General features: G+C 71.8%; 19 protein-coding genes and 1 pseudogene. 9 read left to right on the top strand and 11 right to left on the bottom strand.

From position 1 onward, the window contains the following. Together ACZ7GX_RS44150 and ACZ7GX_RS44145 are read left to right on the top strand one after the other, a co-directional pair. Window positions 1-95 (top strand): annotated as a pseudogene (locus ACZ7GX_RS44150) (hypothetical protein); the annotation flags it as partial. A gap of 98 nt (window positions 96-193) precedes the next feature. After that, complete coding sequence (locus ACZ7GX_RS44145) at window positions 194-691, top strand: hemerythrin domain-containing protein (protein ID WP_498786624.1); 498 nt, start codon at window positions 194-196, stop codon at window positions 689-691. A gap of 3 nt (window positions 692-694) precedes the next feature. On the opposite strand, the gene ACZ7GX_RS44140 is transcribed toward ACZ7GX_RS44145, so the two are convergent. The 7 genes from ACZ7GX_RS44140 to rimO form a co-directional block, all read right to left on the bottom strand. Next, a complete protein-coding gene (locus ACZ7GX_RS44140; protein ID WP_498786622.1) occupies window positions 695-1939 on the bottom strand; it encodes a uracil-xanthine permease family protein in 1245 nt (414 codons plus the stop codon). Window positions 1940-2160: 221 nt separating this feature from the next. Then, window positions 2161-2940, bottom strand: coding sequence for a phage shock envelope stress response protein PspM (pspM, locus tag ACZ7GX_RS44135; protein ID WP_498786620.1), 780 nt, complete (start codon window positions 2938-2940; stop codon window positions 2161-2163). A 16-nt stretch (window positions 2941-2956) separates the two neighbouring features. Further along, window positions 2957-3820 carry a PspA/IM30 family protein gene (locus tag ACZ7GX_RS44130; protein WP_498786618.1) on the bottom strand — a complete coding sequence of 288 codons (864 nt, stop codon included), beginning with the start codon at window positions 3818-3820 and terminating at the stop codon, window positions 2957-2959. 284 nt (window positions 3821-4104) lie between these two features. Further along, a complete protein-coding gene (locus ACZ7GX_RS44125) occupies window positions 4105-4536 on the bottom strand; it encodes a helix-turn-helix domain-containing protein (RefSeq protein ID WP_498786617.1) in 432 nt (143 codons plus the stop codon). A gap of 156 nt (window positions 4537-4692) precedes the next feature. Further along, complete coding sequence (locus ACZ7GX_RS44120; RefSeq protein WP_498786615.1) at window positions 4693-5166, bottom strand: CinA family protein; 474 nt, start codon at window positions 5164-5166, stop codon at window positions 4693-4695. Continuing rightward, window positions 5163-5747, bottom strand: a complete 585-nt coding sequence (gene pgsA, locus ACZ7GX_RS44115) for a CDP-diacylglycerol--glycerol-3-phosphate 3-phosphatidyltransferase (RefSeq protein WP_498786613.1) — start codon at window positions 5745-5747, stop codon at window positions 5163-5165. Before pgsA ends, ACZ7GX_RS44120 begins: the two co-directional genes overlap by 4 nt. After that, entirely contained in the window at window positions 5744-7120 is a 1377-nt protein-coding gene (rimO, locus tag ACZ7GX_RS44110; protein WP_498786628.1) for a 30S ribosomal protein S12 methylthiotransferase RimO, read from the bottom strand. The genes pgsA and rimO overlap by 4 nt, the downstream gene beginning before the upstream one ends. 475 nt (window positions 7121-7595) lie before the next feature. Here rimO and ACZ7GX_RS44105 point away from each other — a divergent pair, with 475 nt between their 5' ends. The 5 genes from ACZ7GX_RS44105 to ACZ7GX_RS44085 all read left to right on the top strand — a co-directional run bounded on the left by ACZ7GX_RS44105 (window position 7596) and on the right by ACZ7GX_RS44085 (window position 10320). After that, a complete protein-coding gene (locus ACZ7GX_RS44105; RefSeq protein WP_498786611.1) occupies window positions 7596-8096 on the top strand; it encodes an amino-acid N-acetyltransferase in 501 nt (166 codons plus the stop codon). Window positions 8097-8122: 26 nt separating this feature from the next. Beyond that, window positions 8123-9013, top strand: a complete 891-nt coding sequence (locus tag ACZ7GX_RS44100) for a MerR family transcriptional regulator (protein WP_498786609.1) — start codon at window positions 8123-8125, stop codon at window positions 9011-9013. Then, window positions 9010-9330 (top strand): hypothetical protein, encoded by a 321-nt coding sequence (locus ACZ7GX_RS44095; protein ID WP_498786607.1) that lies wholly within the window; start codon window positions 9010-9012, stop codon window positions 9328-9330. The genes ACZ7GX_RS44100 and ACZ7GX_RS44095 overlap by 4 nt, the downstream gene beginning before the upstream one ends. After that, entirely contained in the window at window positions 9327-9584 is a 258-nt protein-coding gene (locus ACZ7GX_RS44090; RefSeq protein WP_498786605.1) for a hypothetical protein, read from the top strand. The genes ACZ7GX_RS44095 and ACZ7GX_RS44090 overlap by 4 nt, the downstream gene beginning before the upstream one ends. Window positions 9585-9885: 301 nt before the next feature. Next, on the top strand, window positions 9886-10320 hold the full coding sequence (locus ACZ7GX_RS44085; RefSeq protein WP_498786626.1) for a phospholipase: 435 nt from the start codon (window positions 9886-9888) through the stop codon (window positions 10318-10320). A gap of 175 nt (window positions 10321-10495) precedes the next feature. Here ACZ7GX_RS44085 and ACZ7GX_RS44080 read toward each other — a convergent pair whose 3' ends face one another. Further along, window positions 10496-11182 (bottom strand): glycoside hydrolase family 12 protein, encoded by a 687-nt coding sequence (locus ACZ7GX_RS44080; protein WP_498786603.1) that lies wholly within the window; start codon window positions 11180-11182, stop codon window positions 10496-10498. Between the two features lie 253 nt (window positions 11183-11435). Continuing rightward, window positions 11436-13892 (bottom strand): FtsK/SpoIIIE family DNA translocase, encoded by a 2457-nt coding sequence (locus tag ACZ7GX_RS44075; protein WP_498786601.1) that lies wholly within the window; start codon window positions 13890-13892, stop codon window positions 11436-11438. Window positions 13893-14022: 130 nt separating this feature from the next. On the opposite strand from ACZ7GX_RS44075, the gene ACZ7GX_RS44070 reads away from it, so the two are divergent. Beyond that, window positions 14023-14802 carry a lysophospholipid acyltransferase family protein gene (locus ACZ7GX_RS44070; RefSeq protein WP_498786599.1) on the top strand — a complete coding sequence of 260 codons (780 nt, stop codon included), beginning with the start codon at window positions 14023-14025 and terminating at the stop codon, window positions 14800-14802. 272 nt (window positions 14803-15074) lie between these two features. Here the strand turns inward: ACZ7GX_RS44070 and ACZ7GX_RS44065 are convergent, their stop codons facing one another. Further along, on the bottom strand, window positions 15075-16298 hold the full coding sequence (locus ACZ7GX_RS44065; protein ID WP_498786597.1) for an MFS transporter: 1224 nt from the start codon (window positions 16296-16298) through the stop codon (window positions 15075-15077). A gap of 126 nt (window positions 16299-16424) precedes the next feature. Further along, window positions 16425-16994, bottom strand: a complete 570-nt coding sequence (locus tag ACZ7GX_RS44060) for a dienelactone hydrolase family protein (RefSeq protein WP_498786595.1) — start codon at window positions 16992-16994, stop codon at window positions 16425-16427. A gap of 683 nt (window positions 16995-17677) precedes the next feature. Here ACZ7GX_RS44060 and ACZ7GX_RS44055 point away from each other — a divergent pair. Continuing rightward, window positions 17678-17842, top strand: coding sequence for a hypothetical protein (locus tag ACZ7GX_RS44055; RefSeq protein ID WP_498786593.1), 165 nt, complete (start codon window positions 17678-17680; stop codon window positions 17840-17842). The last annotated feature ends 111 nt before the right edge of the window (window positions 17843-17953 follow it).

Below are 17953 nucleotides of genomic sequence, written 5' to 3'. Positions count from 1 at the left end.
CCGCGCTGGTCGCCGCCGCCACGCTGGCCGACCGGTACATCAACGACCGGTTCCTGCCGGACAAGGCGATCGACCTCATCGACGAGGCGGGCGCGGGGGGGGGGGGGGGGGGGGGGGGGGGGGGGGAGGAGGGGGGGGGGGGGGGGGGGGGGGGGGGGGGGCCCCCCCCCCCCCCCCCCCCCCCCCCCGGGCCGTGCCGCTGGAAGGCGCCGACCGCGACCGCTTCTACGCCGTGCAGGCGCGGCGCGACCCGGCGTTCCGCGCCTACGCCGAGGCGACCACGAGGGTGATCCCGGTCGTCGCGCTCACCGTGCTGCGGCTGGACCCGGAGCGGGTCGAGGCGATCGTGGCGCAGCTGCGCCGCCACCACGACGACCTGCGCGCCCAACTGCGGCGGTTGCGGGCGGACCCGACCGGCCGCCGTGACCTGCGTGATCACTGCCTGGCGTTCTGCGACAACATGCGGATGCACCACATCAGGGAGGACGGCGCGTTCACCGCGTTCGAGGACCACGACCCAGCGCTGGCGCCGGTGCTGGCCCGGCTGCGCGAGGAGCACCGGGTGGTGGCCGGGGTGATCACCGAGATCGCCGCCCTGGCCGACGACCCGGACCGGCTGCTCCCCGAGCTGGACCGGTTGGAGGAGGAGCTGGAAGCGCACTTCGCCTACGAGGAGGCCGCGCTCGGGTGACGCTCAGGCCTTGCGGGCGGTCCGCAGCCAGCGCAGGACCGGGTGCAGGATCACCACCAGCAGCGAGCCCCAGACCAGGCCGCCGAGTTCCATGTCACCCAGCTCCAGCGTCAGGTCGCCCACGCCGGCGACCAGCGCGGCACCGCCGACCAGCGCGTTGCCCGGGTTGGTCAGGTCGACCCGGTTCTCCATCCACACCCGCACGCCGACCAGGCTGATCAGGCCGAGCAGCACCAGCGTCGCGCCGCCGACCACGCCCGCCGGGATGGTCGCGAGCACGGCGGTGATCTTCGGCGAGAACGACATCAGCACCGCGGCCACCCCGGTCACCGCGTACGCGGCGGTCGAGAAGACCTTGGTCACGCCCATCACGCCGATGTTCTCGGAGTACGTGGTGGTGCCCGACCCGCCGCCGACACCGGCCAGCGCGGTGGACACCCCGTTGGCGATGATCGAGTCGCCGACGTTGCCGTCGAGGTTGCGGCCGGTCAGCGCGCCGATCGCCTTGACGTGGCCGACGTTCTCCGCGACCAGCACGATCACCACCGGCAGCACGAGCAGCGTGACCGACGGCCGCAGCTCCGGCGCGTGGAACTCGGGCAGCCCGAACCAGGCGGCCCGACCCACGGCGGCCGTGTCGACCAGGTCGAGCCAGAAGCCGAGGGCCCAGCCGACGACCACGCCGATGAGCACGGAGAAGCGGAACGACGAGCCGCGGCCGAGCACGCCGCACAGCAGGATGATCCCCATCGTGACCACGGCGGGCAGCGGCTGCTGGGCGAACGAGTCGGTGGCCCGGTGCGACAGGTTGAGGCCGATCAGCACGACCACCGCGCCGGTCACCACCGGCGGCATCACGGCCTCCAGCAGCCGCACGCCGAGCGCCTTCACCGCCACCCCGATGATGATCACCAGGAGGCCGGCCGCGAGCACGCCGCCGAGCTGCGCGGCGATGCCCTCGTCCCGGGCGGCGGACAGCGGCGCGATGAACGCGAACGACGCGCCGAGGTAGCTGGGCACGCGGTTGCGGGTGATCACCAGGAACAGCAGCGTGCCGAGACCGGAGAACAGCAGGGTGGTGCTGACCGGGAGACCGGTGGTGGCGGGTACGAGGATCGTGGCGCCTGCCATCGCGACCAGGTGCTGGGCGCCGAAACCGATGGTGCGCGGCCAGGTCAGCCGCTCCTGCGGCGCGACGGCGTCACCGTCGATGGGGCGGCCATCGCCGCGCACGGTCCACAACGCCACTCAATGACCTCCCCGGCGACCAGGACGGACCACGCTGTCCGACCCAGGGATCCTGCCACGCCAAGTAGTGGCCGCGGCCATATAACGGTCTGATAATCACACGATCGCAGCAGCGTACGCCACTGCGGACTCGAGGTTAGCGCAACTCCGCTACGCAACGTGACGCAATCGCGGTTCGTGCAGATGGCCGTGCGGCCGGTGCGGAGAGATCCGCGACGAGGTCAGCGCGACAGCTCGCGCAACGCGGAGGCGAGGCCCGCGAGGTGGTCCGTCGCGTCGCCCAGGACCTGCCGGGGGTTGGAGGCGGTGCTCTCGGCGAGCACGCGACCGGCGGCGGCGACCAGGCCGCAGTAGCCGTCCACGCCCTCGTCGAGCTGGGCCCGCAGTCTTCGCACCCCTTCGACCAGCGGTGCGCGGTCCAGCGGCGGGGCGGTGTCGCGCGCCCGTTCCACGGCCTGCAACTGGCGGGAGACGGCCCGGATCGCGGAGGCGGCCTCGGCGCCGGTGGCGCGGGCCTGCTCGACCGAGTCGGTGGGGATGGACGTCAGCGCCGCGGAGTCGAGCTGGCGCAGCAGCTCCCGCAACGTGTCCTGGGCGTCCTCCAACCGTTCCATCGGCTGACGGGCCGCCGAGGAGCGGGCGGGCAGCGGCTCGGGCGCCGGCGCGGCCTCCAGCTGCCGCCGCTCGGCGTCGATGCCCCTCATCTTCAGGTTGGTGCGCACGGCCAGCACGGACGTGCCGGCGAACCCGAGGGCCGCCACCACGCCGGGCGCCGCGCCGAGCGCCCCGACCAGCGTGAGCGTGCCGACCACCGCGAGCAGGGCCAGCACGATCAGCCAGAAGGTGAGCACGCGGCTCGATCGGCGGTACCGCCGATCGAGCTTCGCGCGCGGGTCGTTCCAGGCGGCGTACCGCCGTTTCACCTGGTCCGCGAGGTGCCCTTGGAGCTGGCCGCCGATGACCTGAGCGATCTCGCCGGCCACCTTCCGCCGGGGTTCCATCGCGGACACCACCCTCTCAGCTCTGGCTCGCCGGCGGGTTCTGCTGGACCTGCTGGGTGGGCTGCGCCTGCGTCTGCTGGACCCGTTGCTGGATCTCCTGCTGGATGCTCGCGCTCGCACTGGCGGGCTGACCGCTCGTCACCTCGCCGGCGACCTTGCCGCCCGCCATCGACGCGCGGATCTGCTCCAGCCGCGAGTGGCCCGCCATCTCGGTGGTCGACTGCTGGACCTCCAGCATCCGGCCCTGCACCGAGTTCTGCGCCAGCTCCGCCGAGCCGAGCGCGGTGGTGTACCGCTTCTCGATCTTGTCGCGGACCTCTTCCAGCGACGGCGTGTTGCCCGGCGCCGCCAGCTCGGTCATCTGGCGCAGCGAGTGCGAGACCTGCTCCTGCATCTTCGCCTGCTCCAGCTGGCTGAGCAGCTTGGTGCGCTCGGCGAGCTTGGTCTGCAGGACCATCGCGTTGCGCTCGACCGCCTGCTTGGCCTGCGTCGCCGCCTGCAACGCCTGGTCGTGCAGCGTCTTCAGGTCCTCGATGCTCTGCTCCGCGGTCACCAGCTGGGTGGCGAAGCCCTGCGCCGCGGTCTCGAACTGCGTCGCGCGCGCGTCGTCACCCTTCGCCCTGGCCTCGTCGGCGAGCACGAGCGCCTGGCGTGCGGATGCCTGGAGCTTCTCCACTTCGCCGAGCTGGCGGTTGAGCTTCATCTCGAGCTGGCGCTGGTTGCCGATCACCGCGGCGGCCTGCTGGGACAGCGCCTGGTGCTGCCGCTGCGCCTCCTCGATGGCCTGCTGGATCTGCACCTTCGGGTCGGCGTGCTCGTCGATCTTGGACGAAAAAGCCGCCATGAAGTACTTCCATGCCTTCACGAAAGGGTTGGCCATCTGCTACGCCTGCCTTCTCCGCACTTCCCTGGCTCGCGCTCGTGATTGGCAACGACCCGGTGCCGGTGTTGGTTCCATCGTGTCAGGTGTCCCGCGCTGCTTCCACCGACCTGGGGAGATATCCGGGATCACCCTGAGTCACCCCCCGACTTTCGTCGGCATGGTCATCCTGCCCGTCCGCCTCCCGGGCGACGCGGCGACCCCGTGCGGGGTTGCCAACTCGTTGCAAGCGCCGAAAGCCGAGCCGGTCGGACCGGCTCGGCTCAGGCACGTGTCACCAGGTGTTACGCCGCCACCACCGCGTTGCGCGGCTTGCTGATGGAAGTGGACAGCCGATGCGTCAGCACGGGCTGCAAGCGCAGGTCGGACAGGTCGTTGCCGATCACCGCGGGCACCATCGTGCCGCCCTCCAGACCCGCCTGCGCGGACGCAGGCGCGGGCGCCCGTTCGGTGAGCTCGGCGGGCGTCGGCACGGGGCGCTGGACGGCGCCGATGTCCGAGGCGACCAGGTGCAGCAGCTCCCACAGGGGCAGGTCCAACGCTTCGCAGATCGCGGCCAACAGCTCGCTGGACGCCTCCTTGCGGCCACGCTCCACCTCGGAGAGGTACCCCAAGCTGACGCGGGCGGTCCTGGAGACCTCGCGCAGCGTGCGGCGTTGGGTGGTGCGGGCATGGCGGAGCCGATCACCGATCGCCTCGCGTAGCAGCACGGTCATCGCGCGCCTCCTTCCGGCCGGCCGTGCCACCACGTTACCGACCCGTCCCGTCGACGGGCAGTGACTTCCCGACACGTCCGCCAAGGGCGAACGAGTGAACTCGTCGGTAAGTTCCCGCGTGGGTGTCCCGGTGTGACGGGGAACGCGCTGCTCACGTCACTCGCCGGGGATCTTGAGGTGGTCGAGCAGGAGGTTCAGCGCCGCTGTTGTCGAACTCTTGCGGACTTCGTCACGCCCACCACCGAGAGTGAGCGTTCGGACGAGCGTTCCGGACGGACCGGACAAACCGATGTGGACGGTGCCCGGCCCGACGCCGTCCTGCGGGTCGGGACCGGCCACGCCGGTCAGCCCGAGGCCCCACGTCGCGCCGCAGCGCTCCCGTGCGCCCTCGGCCAGCTGCCGGGCCACCTCGGGGTGCACGGCGCCGTGCTCGGCCAGCAGCGCCGCGTCCACGCCCGCGAGCGCGTGCTTGAGGTCCGTCGCGTAGACCACCAGCCCGCCGCGCACCACGGCGCTGGAACCGGGCACGGAGGTCAGCTCGGCGGTCACCAGGCCCGCGGTCAGCGATTCGGCGGTGGCGACCGTCTCACCTCGTTCCGACAGGGTCCGGACGACGTCGGCGGCGCTCACGCCCCGGCCACCGCCCGCTTGCCCCTGGCCCGCAGCCGGAACGCGCGGATGACGTAGTCGACGCCCGTGACGACGGTCAGCACCACGGCCGCGCCCATCGTGACCACCGAGACGGCGTCCAACCAGGACGGCAGCGGCAGCACGTACAGGCCGATGGCGACGATCTGCACGAGCGTCTTGGCCTTGCCGCCGCGGCTGGCCGGGATCACGCCGTGCCGGATGACCCAGAAGCGCAGCAGCGTCACGCCGAGCTCGCGGACCGCGATGACCACCGTCACCCACCACGGCAGCTCGCCGAGCAGGCTCAGGCCCACCAGCGCGGCGCCGGTGAGCGCCTTGTCCGCGATCGGGTCGGCGATCTTGCCGAAGTCGGTGATCAGGCCGTGCTTGCGGGCCAGGTTGCCGTCCACGTGGTCGGTGACCGACGCCACGGCGAACACCCCGAACGCGGCCAGCCGCCACCACGACTGGTGACCGTCCTCGGCGAACAGGAAGTAGAGGAACACCGGCACGAGCACCAGCCGGGACATCGTCAGCACGTTGGCGATGTTCAGCACCGGCACGCGCGCGGGTTCGGTCACCTCGGGAGCACCTCGATCGCTGTCACGACCAGGTCGACGCCCTCGGAGGAGTCGACGCGGCAGCGCACCAGGTCCCCGACCCGCAGGCCGTCGGCGTTGGTGACGACGCACTCGCCGTCGACCTCGGGCGCCTGGTGGGCGGCACGGCCGACGCAGTCGTTCTCGTCGTCCTCCTCGGTCTCGACCAGGACGACGACCTCCTCGCCGACGCGGTCCTCGGCGCGCTGGGACGTGAGTTCCTCGACCAGGTTCGAGATGCGGGCGACCCGCTCGGCGATCGTGTCGGCGTCCAGCTTGTCCGGCAGGTTCTCGGCCTCGGTGCCGTCCTCGTCGGAGTAGCCGAACACGCCGACCGCGTCCAGCCGGGCGGCGGTGAGGAAGCGCTCCAGTTCGGCCACGTCGTCCTCGGTCTCACCGGGGAAGCCGACGATGACGTTGCTGCGGATGCCCGCGCGCGGCGCGAGGGAGCGGATCTGCTCGACCAGGCCGAGGAACGACTCGGTGGAGCCGAACCGGCGCATCCGGCGCAGCACGGGCTCGCTGGAGTGCTGGAAGGACATGTCGAAGTAGTCGGCCACGCCGTCGGTCGTGGCGATGGCCTTGACCAGCGTGGGCTTGGTCTCGGCGGGCTGCAGGTAGGACACGCGGACGCGGTCGATGCCGGGCACCTTCGCCAGCCGCTGCAGGAGCAGCTCCAGGCCGCCCAGCTCGCGCGGCAGGTCCTTGGCGTAGGAGGTGGAGTTCTCCGAGACCAGGAACACCTCGCGCACGCCCTGCTCGGCCAGCCACATCGCCTCGGCCACCACCTCGTCCGGGTGGCGGGAGACGAACGCGCCGCGGAAGGACGGGATCGCGCAGAACGAGCAGCGGCGGTCGCAGCCGGAGGCGATCTTCAGCGGCGCCACGGGCGTGTCGGCGAGGCGGGTGCGCAGCACGCGCGGGCCCCAGCCGTGGCCGGGCACCTGCACCTCTTCGGCGGCCTTCGGCCGCTGCACGGGCGTGAGCGGCAGCAGCGTGCGCCGGTCGACCGGCTTGTGCGACTCGATGCTCTGACCGGCCAGGACGTCGTCCAACCGGTCGGCCAGGTCGGTGTAGTGGTCGAACCCGAGCACGGCGTTCGCCTCGGGCAGGCTGTCGGCCAGCTCGGCGCCGTAGCGCTCGGCCATGCACCCGACCGCGACCACCTTCGCGCCGCTGTCGGCGGCGGCGAGGAGGGTGTCCACCGAGTCCTTCTTGGCGGACTCCACGAAGCCGCACGTGTTGACCACGACCACGTCGGCTTCGTCGTCGACCAGCTCCCAGCCGCCGGCGGTGAGGCGACCGGCCAGCTCCTCGGAGTCGACTTCGTTGCGGGCGCACCCGAGGGTCAGCATGGCGACGCGCTTGGACGTGGTGGGGGAAGACACGGTGCTCAGCGTAACCGGCGCTCGCCCCCTCCCCGTCCGCCCGTGGGGTGTGCTGTCGAGGTCAGGTGCGCAGCACCGCTCGCGGCGTTCCCCGCCGCCACCGCGCGACCGTCGGACCGGACACCGCGAGTCCGGTCGAACAGCGCAATTCGCCCACGAGAAGTCGCCCACGTCGGCGCCGAACGGGCCGGGCTCCCGGCCGACTGGGAATTCGCGTTCCCGGTGGACCACTCATATACCGACAGCGGTTCCGAAATGTCGGATTGGGCCGCGCGGCCGGGGACGACGCGTTCGGCCGCGGCAGCCCGCCGAGCGCCGTCACCCGGCCTGCGACGACGGAAGACCGAAGGTCGTTGCGCTGCGGCTCTGGGGGTTCGCCCGGATTCCGTGGTGGCCACCCGCCGGATAAGACGCGGTCGCGACCGAAGGTTACGTTGAGCGCGTGAACGACTCGATCAACGTGCGTCGCGCCCGCACCGGCGACGTTCGGGCGATGAAGGCCCTCATCGACGCGTACGCCGGCAAGGTGCTGCTGTCCAAACCGCTCGTCACGCTGTTCGAGGACATCCAGGAGTTCTGGGTCGCCGAGGAGGACGGTGTCGTCCTCGGGTGTGGCGCGTTGCACGTGCTGTGGGAGGACCTGGCCGAGATCCGCACGGTGGCGGTGTCGCCGCACGCGTTGGGCCGGGGCATCGGCCACCGGATCGTGCACCGGTTGATCGAGACCGCTCGCGAGCTGCAGCTGGAGCGGTTGTTCGTGCTGACGTTCGAGACCGGGTTCTTCGGCAGGCACGGGTTCGTGGAGATCGACGGCACGCCCGTCTCCCCCGAGGTGTACGAGGAGATCATGCGGTCGGCCGACGAGGGCGTGGCGGAGTTCCTCGACCTCTCGTACGTGAAGCCCAACACCCTGGGCAACTCGCGCATGCTGCTGCACCTGTAACTCTTCGAGCGTTCACTCGAAGAGTCTTGACTCCACGAACGGCGCCCGCCAAGATCGAGGACGTGGAGCAGTTGACGGTCGACGAGCTGGCGGTGCGGGTCGGCCTGCCGGGCAGCACGATCCGCATGTACCAGACCAAGGGCGTGCTGCACGCGCCGCGCAGGCAGGGCCGCGTCGCCTACTACGACGCCTCCCACCTGGAACGGCTCACCCTCGTCCAACGCCTCCAGTCCCGCGGCTTCTCCCTGCCCGCCATCGCCGAACTGGTGAAGGCGCGCGAGAAGGGCGCGAGCGTCGCGGCGGTGCTGGGCGTCGGCGAGGCGGAGGGCCCGGACGACTGGGTCCGGATCAAGGTCCGCGACATCAGCCGCCTGGTCCCGCTCGGCGACGTCCGGCCGCGCGTCCTGCGCCGCGCCGTGCAGCTCGGGCTGGTCCGCTGGCGCCACGGGTGGCCGCACGTCCGCCGCTGGGCGCTGGAGGCGGGCAACCGGCTCGCCGCGCTGACCGTCCCCAGCGAGGACGTGCTGGACAAGTTCGCGAACCTGCGCACGGCCACCGACGGCATCGCGGCCGACTTCGTGGAGGTCTTCGAGCGCAGGCTGTGGCCGCAGCTGGCGGAGAACGCGGACCAGGACGACCAGCTCGACCGGATGCGCGCGCTGCTCGTGGAGCTGACCTACACCGCCGAGACGGTGGTCATCGGCACGCTGCGCGAGTCCATCCGCGAGGCCGCCGAGCAGTTCGCCCGCCGCCACCAACTGCTGCCGAGCGACGACTTCCAGCCCGCCTGGGTCGAGGAACCGGTGCCCATCGCGGAACGTCTCATCGAGACCGACGAGGACGACGAGTTCCCCGACGAGCCGACGATCCAGCGGTTCCTCGACCGTGGCGACGACCACGACGAGCCGGGCAGGTGACGGCGCCCGGTCCCGCCCTGGTGCGGGGCGAACTCCCAGACGTGCCCGGCGACGGGGCACGGGTGCGGGTCGAGCCGGTCGAGCCGGTGCGGAGGGGTTCGGCTCGCCCGCTCGACCCGGACCGGCCCACCGCGCCGGTCCGCCCGCACCCGAGCTCGCCGGGCCTGCCGGTGCCGGACGCCGGCTCGCGCGTCGTCGGCGCGGCGCCCGCCGGGCTCGGCGGAGGTTTCCCGCGACCGGACGGTGACGCGGTCGGGCGGCCGCAAGCGCTTGCCCCGGCGTCGCCGTCCCGCTTCCGCACCCGGGGGGCGGCGTGATCGCACTGATCGGCGGGTTGGTCGGGCTGCGCGCGGGGTACCGGTACGACCGGTCGATCGGCAGGCACCCGTTGCGGTCGGGGGTGAAGCGGTTGGTGTTCTGGGTGCTGGTGTTCGTCGCCGAGTGCCTGCTGGTGCCGCCGGTCGCCGCCTCGGCGGGTCCGGTGGTGTGGCTCGTGGCGTTCGGGTACGTCATGGCGGCGGGACTGGCCGGGCCTTGGGTGTCGGAGTACTACCGGCGGCGCGCGGCGTGATCGCGCCCGTACGACGTCCGTCCGAACCGGCCGCGTGAAGTGCCCGCGGCGGCTTGCGTCCGGGCAGACCAGCCCGCATCGGCCGGGCACGGGCAGTGCGATGGGCGGTTCGGCTTGAGCGGAGGGGCGTTGTGGCCCAACAGGTCTGCCTCCGGACGGCCCAGTGGCCGGTTGACCCGGTGATCAGGTGCGGGCGAACGTTCACCCGTCGTTGACGCGGTATGAGCCGATCGGGGCTGTTGTGCGTTGATCTCGACCGGTAAGAACCCCTCAAACCCGAAAACCGAGGGGAAGAACAGTGCTGGCGAAATCCCTGCGCAATGCTTTCACCGTCGTGCTCGCCTCGCTCGCCCTGCTGGTCGGCGTCGGCACCGGTGTCGGCCAGGCGGCCATCAACGCGCCCGCCGTGACCGACGACTACCTCTTCAGCAAGTCCTTGTCGCAGTTCAGCTCCCTGCGCACGCAGCGGCCTTACAGCGACCAACTCGACTGGTCGTCGGACGGTTGTTCGTGGTCGCCGGACAACCCGTTCGGGTTCAAGTTCCTGCCGGCCTGCCACCGGCACGACTTCGGTTACCGCAACTACAAGCGGCAGGGGCGGTTCAACGAGACGACCCGGCTGCGGATCGACAACAACTTCAAGACCGACCTGTACCACCAGTGCGCGGGCAACTGGTCCTGCAACCGCACGGCGGACCTGTACTACAAGGCCGTGCGCGAGTTCGGCGCGAGCTGACTTTCCCATCGCTCCGCGGGGTCTTCCGGCGTGCAGCCATTTGTGGTGCGCCGGCAGTGATCGCGCGGAGTCGGAGTGGCCGTAGGGGGGTTGCGTGCCATGGCGCGCAACCCCCGCAACTCCGCGACCAGCCCTCGCCGGCGACAAATCCGGGCGGTTGGCGGTGTAACCGGACTCAGGTGGTGATGGAGAAGCTGTTCGAGACGAAGTCCATGCCGCCGGACGACGAGGTGATCTCGAAGCCGAACTGCACGTCGCCGACGGTCACGTCGCCGTACCAGCCGCGCGCCCCGATCCACTTCAGCACGGCGAGCACGTCGACCGTGCCGGCGTTGGTGTTGCCCGTCCGCACGAACGAGAACACGGCGTTGGAGCCGTTGGAACCCCGGTACACGTCCCACGTGTGGCCGCCGACGGAAGCGGTCGCCTGCTTCGACCCGATCGGCCCGACCGCGCCCTGCTTGTTGACCCAGATCATGATCTCGTAGGCGTGGTTGTCGGCCCAGATGTCATAAGCCGTCGCGTACGCGCCCGAACCCGGCCGGGACACGTTGAAGGAGCTCGAAAGCCTGCTCAGCCCGCTGAGCTTCCGGTTCACGGCCTTCGCCGAGTGGGGGTAGGACTTCACGCCGCCGGTGTTCGGGTGGTTCGCCCACACGCCCCAGTTGCTGTACGAGTTCGCCCAGATCGCCTGGAACCCGGCGCCGGAGCCCCAGATGTTGTTGCGGACGGTGTACCCGCCGTTCGACCACGTGGCCCACTGGTCGCTGGACGACCAGGCCGCGGCGTGCGCGACACCGGTCGCACCGAGCAGGGACCCCACCAAAGCGACCGCGACCGCGGCCGAGCGCATCCTGTTCATGACGCTTCTTCCCGGGCACCGTTGCCCACTCGTCGCGTCAGTCGAATCGCTTCGATTCGACGGGCGCGCGGAATACCTGGCGAGGCGGCGGAGTGGACGAACTATTGCACCCCAATGGTCCACGGGTCAACGCCGGGGTTCGAACGCCAGGACGATTCCGGCGCATTCGACTGGTTCGACCGACTCGTTCGACCGAATTCGACGACGGGCCGCGACGTGCTGATCCGACGCAATGCGCGGAATGACCGAGGGTTCAGTCGTCCCCGTCGTCGTCCGGGCCGGAACCGCCGCGGATCAGGTGGACGACCGAGTCCAGCTCGTCCGGCTTGATCAGGACCTCACGGGCCTTCGAACCCTCCGACGGCCCGACGACACCGCGCGTCTCCAGCAGGTCCATGAGCCGACCGGCCTTCGCGAAGCCGACCCGCAGCTTGCGCTGGAGCATCGACGTCGAGCCGAACTGCGAGGTGACGATCAGCTCGGCCGCCTGGATCAGCACCTCCAGGTCGTCACCGATGTCGTCGTCGATCTCCTTCTTCTCGCTCGCCTTCGCCGCCGTGACGCCGTCGGTGTACTCCGGCTGCGCCTGGTCCTTGGCGAAGTTGACGATCTCGGAGATCTCGTCGTCCCCGACGTACGCGCCCTGGACGCGCACCGGCTTCGAGGCGCCCATCGGCAGGTACAGGCCGTCGCCCATGCCGATCAGCTTCTCCGCGCCCGGCTGGTCCAGGATGACCCGCGAGTCGGTCAACGACGACGTGGCGAACGCCAGCCGTGACGGCACGTTCGTCTTGATCAGGCCGGTCACCACGTCCACCGACGGCCGCTGCGTCGCCAGCACCAGGTGGATGCCCGCCGCACGCGCCTTCTGCGTGATCCGGACGATCGCGTCCTCGACGTCGCGCGGCGCGGTCATCATCAGGTCGGCCAGCTCGTCCACGATCGCCATGATGTACGGGTACGGCCGGTAGACGCGTTCGCTGCCCGGCGGCGCGGTGATCTCGCCCGACTTGACCTTCCGGTTGAAGTCGTCGATGTGCCGCACCCGGTTGACCTGCATGTCCTGGTAGCGCTGCTCCATCTCCTCGACCAGCCAGGCCAGTGCGGCGGCGGCCTTCTTCGGCTGGGTGATGATGGGCGTGATCAGGTGCGGGATGCCCTCGTACGGCGTCAGCTCGACCATCTTCGGGTCGATCAGGATCATCCGGACCTCGTCCGGGGTGGCGCGCGCCAGCAGGGACACCAGCATCGAGTTCACGAAGCTCGACTTGCCCGACCCCGTCGAGCCCGCGACCAGCAGGTGCGGCATCTTGGTCAGGTTCGCGGTGACGAAGTGGCCCTCGATGTCCTTGCCCAGCCCGATGACCATCGGGTGGTTGTCCTTGACCGTGGACGGCGAGCGCAGCACGTCGCCCAGCCGCACCATCTCGCGGTCGCTGTTGGGCACCTCGATGCCGACCGCGGACTTGCCGGGGATCGGCGCCAGCAGCCGCACGTTGTCCGTGGCGACCGCGTAGGCGATGTTCTTGGTCAGCGCGGTGATCTTCTCGACCTTCACGCCCGGACCCAGCTCCACCTCGTACCGGGTGACCGTCGGGCCGCGGGTGAAGCCGGTGACCTGCGCGTCGATGGAGAACTGGTCGAGCACGCCGGAGATGGCCTCGATCATCACGTCGTTGGCCTTGCTGCGGGCCTTCGGCGCGTCGCCGTCCTTGAGGATGGTCGGCGGCGGCAGCCGGTAGTCGCCCTCGACCGCGCGCACGGCGATCGCGGCCGTTTTCGGGGTCTCCGGGGTCGACTTCGGCTTGGGCGCCGGCTTGGGCGCGGGCGGCGGTGGCGGCTCTTCGTCCAGCGGCAGCTCGGGCTGCTCGTCGGGGACGGCGGCGGCGACGGCCTGGCGGCGGTTGCGGGACGGGCGGCGCAGCTTGGCCGGCTTCTCCTCCGGCTCGGGCTCGGCCTCCGCCTCCTCGGCGCCGAAACCGTCGAGCTGGTCGGGCTTGCGGTGCAGGAGGCCGCCTAGCTTGGCGGGCACGTCGCGGATCGGCAGGTGCGCGAGCAGCAGCACGCCGTAGGCGAAGATCAGCACGAGCAGCGGCCCGGCGACCCACGACGTGAGGCCCTGCGCGAGGAAACCGCCGGAGAGGTAGCCCAGCGCGCCACCGGCGTCACGGCGGGCGGCCGGGTCCATCGGCAGGCCGCCGGCGAGGTGGAACATGCCGAGGAACCCGACCGCGACCAGGATCGAGCCGATCACCAGGCGTGGCCGCGCCTCGGGGTTCGGGTCGGTGCGCATGAGCGTCACGCCGATCACCAGCAGCACCACGGGGAAGATCACGGCCGGGCCGCCGACGGAGCTGCGCACGGCCACGTCGACCCACCGGCCGACCGGTCCGCCCGCCTGCCACCACACGCCCGCGGCGGTGATCACCGCCACCGCGATGAGGACCAGCGCCAAGCCGTCGCGGCGGTGCGCGGGGTCGAGTTCCTTGCCGCGGCCGACCGCGCGGACCACCGAGCCGACGCCGCGGCCGAGCAGGCCCCAGACCCGGCCGACGGAGCCGGAGGACTTCTTCGCGGGCGCGCGCTTGGCGGGTGACCGCTTCGAGGCCGGCCGGGAACCGCCGGACCTGGACGCGCTCGCACGGGCTTTCGACCCGGAGCCGGTGCTGCGGGTCGTGCCCTTGCGCGAGGTTCCAGTTCGGCCGGCCATGGTGTATACGGTAGTCCCTCTGGCCTCAGCTGCCCCAACGTTCACGGCGGACGCGACGTGCGCGGCTCGACGCCCATGGTTGCCCGGAACCCGGTGCGCCGACACCTCGACACGCCGTAGCCTGCCCGTCGTGTCCACACCACTGCTGTGGCGCGTGCTGACCGCCGTCGACCAAGGGGTCGTCGGTCTCAGCGGACGACTCGAAGTCACCGGCGACATCCCGGCGGACCTCAGGGGCCGTCCCCTGCTGCTCGCGTCCAACCACATCGGCAACCTCGACCCCTTCGTGCTCATCGCGGCGTGCCGCCGGATCGGTGTCGCGCCGCGGTTCCTGCTCGCGGGCGGGTTGCTCGACGCGCCGGTCCTCGGTCCCCTGCTGAAGGCGTCCGGCCACGTGCGCGTCGACCGCTCGGCCGCGGACGTCGGCGACGCCTACCACCGCACCGTCGAGGTGCTGCGGCGCGGCGGCGACCCGATCGCGATGTACCCGGAGGGCCGGATCAGCCTCGACCCGGGGCTGTGGCCGGAGCGGGGCAAGACGGGTGCGGCGAGGTTGGCGCTCAGCGGCGGGATCCCGGTCGTGCCGGTGAGCCAGTGGGGCGCGCACGAAGCCGTCTACTGGGGCAACACGCACGTCGGCGGGTGGGCGGATGCCAAGCCCTACCTCACGTCCTACGTGCGCGGCCTGCGGAAGCGGCCGACGTTCAAGGTGCACTTCGGCAAGCCGGTGGACCTGTCCGGGCTGGAGGACGGCAAGCCGGGCGACGCGCGGCGGGCGCACGAGCGGATCATGCGCGCGATCACCGCGGGCCTGGTGCCGTTGCGGCCGGACGAGCCGGACCTGCCGAAGTTCCACGACCCCACGCGACCGACGACGGGCAAGAGCCCGTGGCGCCCGGAACAGGGCTGAGCGGCACGGGATCACGGCTCACCCTCGCGCGGCCGACGTAAGGCGGGCGCGGTCGTCACCGAGACCGCGCCGCCCGGTCCGATGCGGCGACCCGTCCTCCCGCCGTCGATCGCCACGTCGGAACCCGGCGTGACAACAACAGGCCGGCCACGGCTTCGACGCGCCACGGCGGAGCAGCCTGGGTCCGGTGGGCGACCCGGCCCACCGGAACAGGAGGTCACGATGCGGAACCACGACCGGTACGCGCGCAACAAGAGCTGGTGAGGTCCGGATCAGCCACCCGCGGGCACGCCGGCCGCGGGTGGCTGGTTCGCCCGGTGCCACGCCACCGCGCACGCGAGCGAGCACAGCGCACCCACCGCACCGGCCGCGGCCGTCGCGGTCGCCGGGTCCCAGAGGTCGGCCGCCCAGCCGCCGACGAACACCGCGAGGCCCTGCGCGGCGATGATCCCGGACGCCGCCACCCCGATGGCGCGGCCGCGTTCGGCGTCGGGCGTCGCCCGGACGAAACCGCTCTGGGTCTGCAACAGGTACGCCGTGGACGCCGCGCCGGACAGGCTCCACAACGCGAAGGTGAGCACGAGACCGGGGTGGAACGCGCACAGCACCAGGGGAATCCCCGCGCCGACCGCGAGCACGCCGACGAGCCGGGCGCGGTGGTGCGGGGGCACGTGCCGGACGAACAGCCAGGCGCCCAGCACGCTGCCGAGCGGATCGGCCGCCATGAGCACGCCCACCGCCGCCGGTCCGGCGCCCAGCCGATCGGCGTACGGGGCGGCCAGCGCCTCCGGCACCACGTACCAGCCGACCAGCCACGCCAGGAGCACGAGCACGCGCCGCCGCGGGTCGGTGGCGATCGACGTGACCACCGCGCGCACCGAGCCCCCGGCGTCCCGTGCCGCGGCGGCTCGGGGCCGGTTCAGCACACCGATCCGGATCAGCGCGGCCGACACCAGGAACGTCACCGCGTCGCCGACCAGCGCGAGCCCCGGGCTGATCGCGGCGACCAGCACCCCACCGCCGGCGAACCCGACCAGTTGCGCGGCCTGGCTCGTCATCTGCCGCACGGCCAAGCCGCGCTCGTACAGGTCGCCGGGCAGCACGTCGGGCAGCAACGCGCCCTGGGCGGCGGTGAACGGCGATCCCAGCAGCACCACGACCACGAGCAGGGCGCACAACGCCCACAACGGCAAGCCCGGCAGTGCCATCGCCGCCACCAGGCCGGCGCGCGCGAGGTCGGCGCCGACCATGACCGCCCGCCGCGGGCGCCGGTCGGCGAGCCAGGACAACAGGACCCCGCCGAACAGCGCGGGCAGGAACGTCAACGCGTACGCGACCGCGGCCCACAACGCCGACTGCGTGCGCCCGTACACGAGGACGGCCAGCGCGACCCGGGCCAACTGGTCGCCGAGGACCGAGAACAACTCCGCGGCCCAGAGGAAGCGGAACTCGCGCAGCCGGAACACCGCGATCACGGCCGGTTCGCTGCGGTTCACCACCCCAGCATCCCGACGACCCGACGCCGCGCCGGACCGCTGTCCGCTAGCTGCCGGGGGCCGAGGTCGTTGCGGCTCAACGGGTGGGCCTTGGCGTGGCCTCTCCGGCGCCGACGCGCCGGCCGATCAGTTCAGGAACGCCAGCACGCGCTCCATCATCAGCACGGCGGCCACCTCGTCGTACGACGACAGGCTCTCGTCGGCGAACAGGTGCTTGTCGCCGGGGTACAGGAACAGCTCCCCGTCCGCCGCACCCGCCACCAGGGCACGCGCCGCGTCGAGGTCGCCGTCGTCCACGAACACCGGGTCGGCGGCCATCGCGTGGACCTGCACCGGCACGCTCGCGGGCCACGCGTCGCCGAACTCCGACACCGGCACGCAGGCGCTGACCAGCAGCGCCCCGGCGGCGCCCGGCTTGGTCTGGGCCAGCAGCTGCGCCGGCAGCACGCCGAGCGAGAGCCCCAGGTAGACGACGTCGGCGGGCAGGCCCTCGGCGGCGACCCGGCCGCGTTCGGCGATCGTGCCGAACCCGACCGCCTGCACGTAGTCCATGCCGTCGGTCAGGTCGACGAAGACCCGTCCCTCGAACAGGTCCGGCACGTGGACGGTGTGCCCGGCCCCGGCCAGTCGTTCGGCGAAGCTCGTCACGCCGGGCGTCACCCCGTGCGCGTGGTGGAACAACACCACTTCGGCCACAGCCGATCCCCCCGTCCTGCCGGTATTCCTCGCGTACCCCGAGGCGGGGAACCCTAACGCGCACACCGGCCGAAGGCGCGACGGGCTCGGTGCGGCCGAGCGGCTCCGGAAGGGTTATCACCCGACGTGAGCAGCCGGGGCGCGGTGATCCCACCGTCAGGCCGGGCAGTGCCCGGACGGTCGGCCGGCGTTGCGGCGTCCGAGCGCGAGAACACGAGCCGCGCCGATCCGCACCCATCCGGTTGCCCGGGTGGGGGAATCGCGGTGGAACAGGTTTCCCCACCGATCCGAACAAGTGCGGGTATCGGCATCATTCGATCGATTCCACCGTTCCCGAACAGGGCTCCGCACCTGTTCCTCGACAGTAGGCGTCGCCATACCCTTCCGGTGCACCACCACTTGTCTCACGGTCACCCTCGATCTTCCGGAATAATCCCGAGTGTGGTTTGCCCACCCGGCGGTAGGACCAGGGTGGAGCGCCGTTCGGACGGCGCCGATACTTCTTCCAGCGGACCCGGCGCACCAGCGCCGATGGATCGGAAACCCATTCGGAAGTCCGCGACAAAGGAGCATGGACCCGTGAAGAACATTTATCGCGTTGCATCCCTGACCGCCGTCGGCATCACCGCGGCCGCCGTTTCCCTGTGAGCGCGGGCTCGGCCCAGGCCACGCACATGGATTGCGTGGAATACCTGCAGGACCAGGGGTACTCGATCACCCAGGAGATGATCCGGGGCTGCCGCGACGGCGCCCAGGGGAAGGTCATGAACTGCGAGAACATCCTCGTTCGGGCCGACGTGACGGCGAGGCACGCCTCGGCGGCCTGCGAGCTCGCGTCGAAGCAGTAGCCGGCGACTCCTCCGGTGGTGGGGGGGGGGGGGGGGGGGGGGGGGGGGGGGGGGGGGGGGGGGGGGGGGGGGGGGGGGGGGGGGGGGGGGGGGGGGGGGGGGGGGGGGGGG

This window comes from Actinosynnema sp. NPDC037264 (genome assembly GCF_055603705.1).
This window is presented reverse-complemented; position numbering and strand designations above follow the sequence as displayed.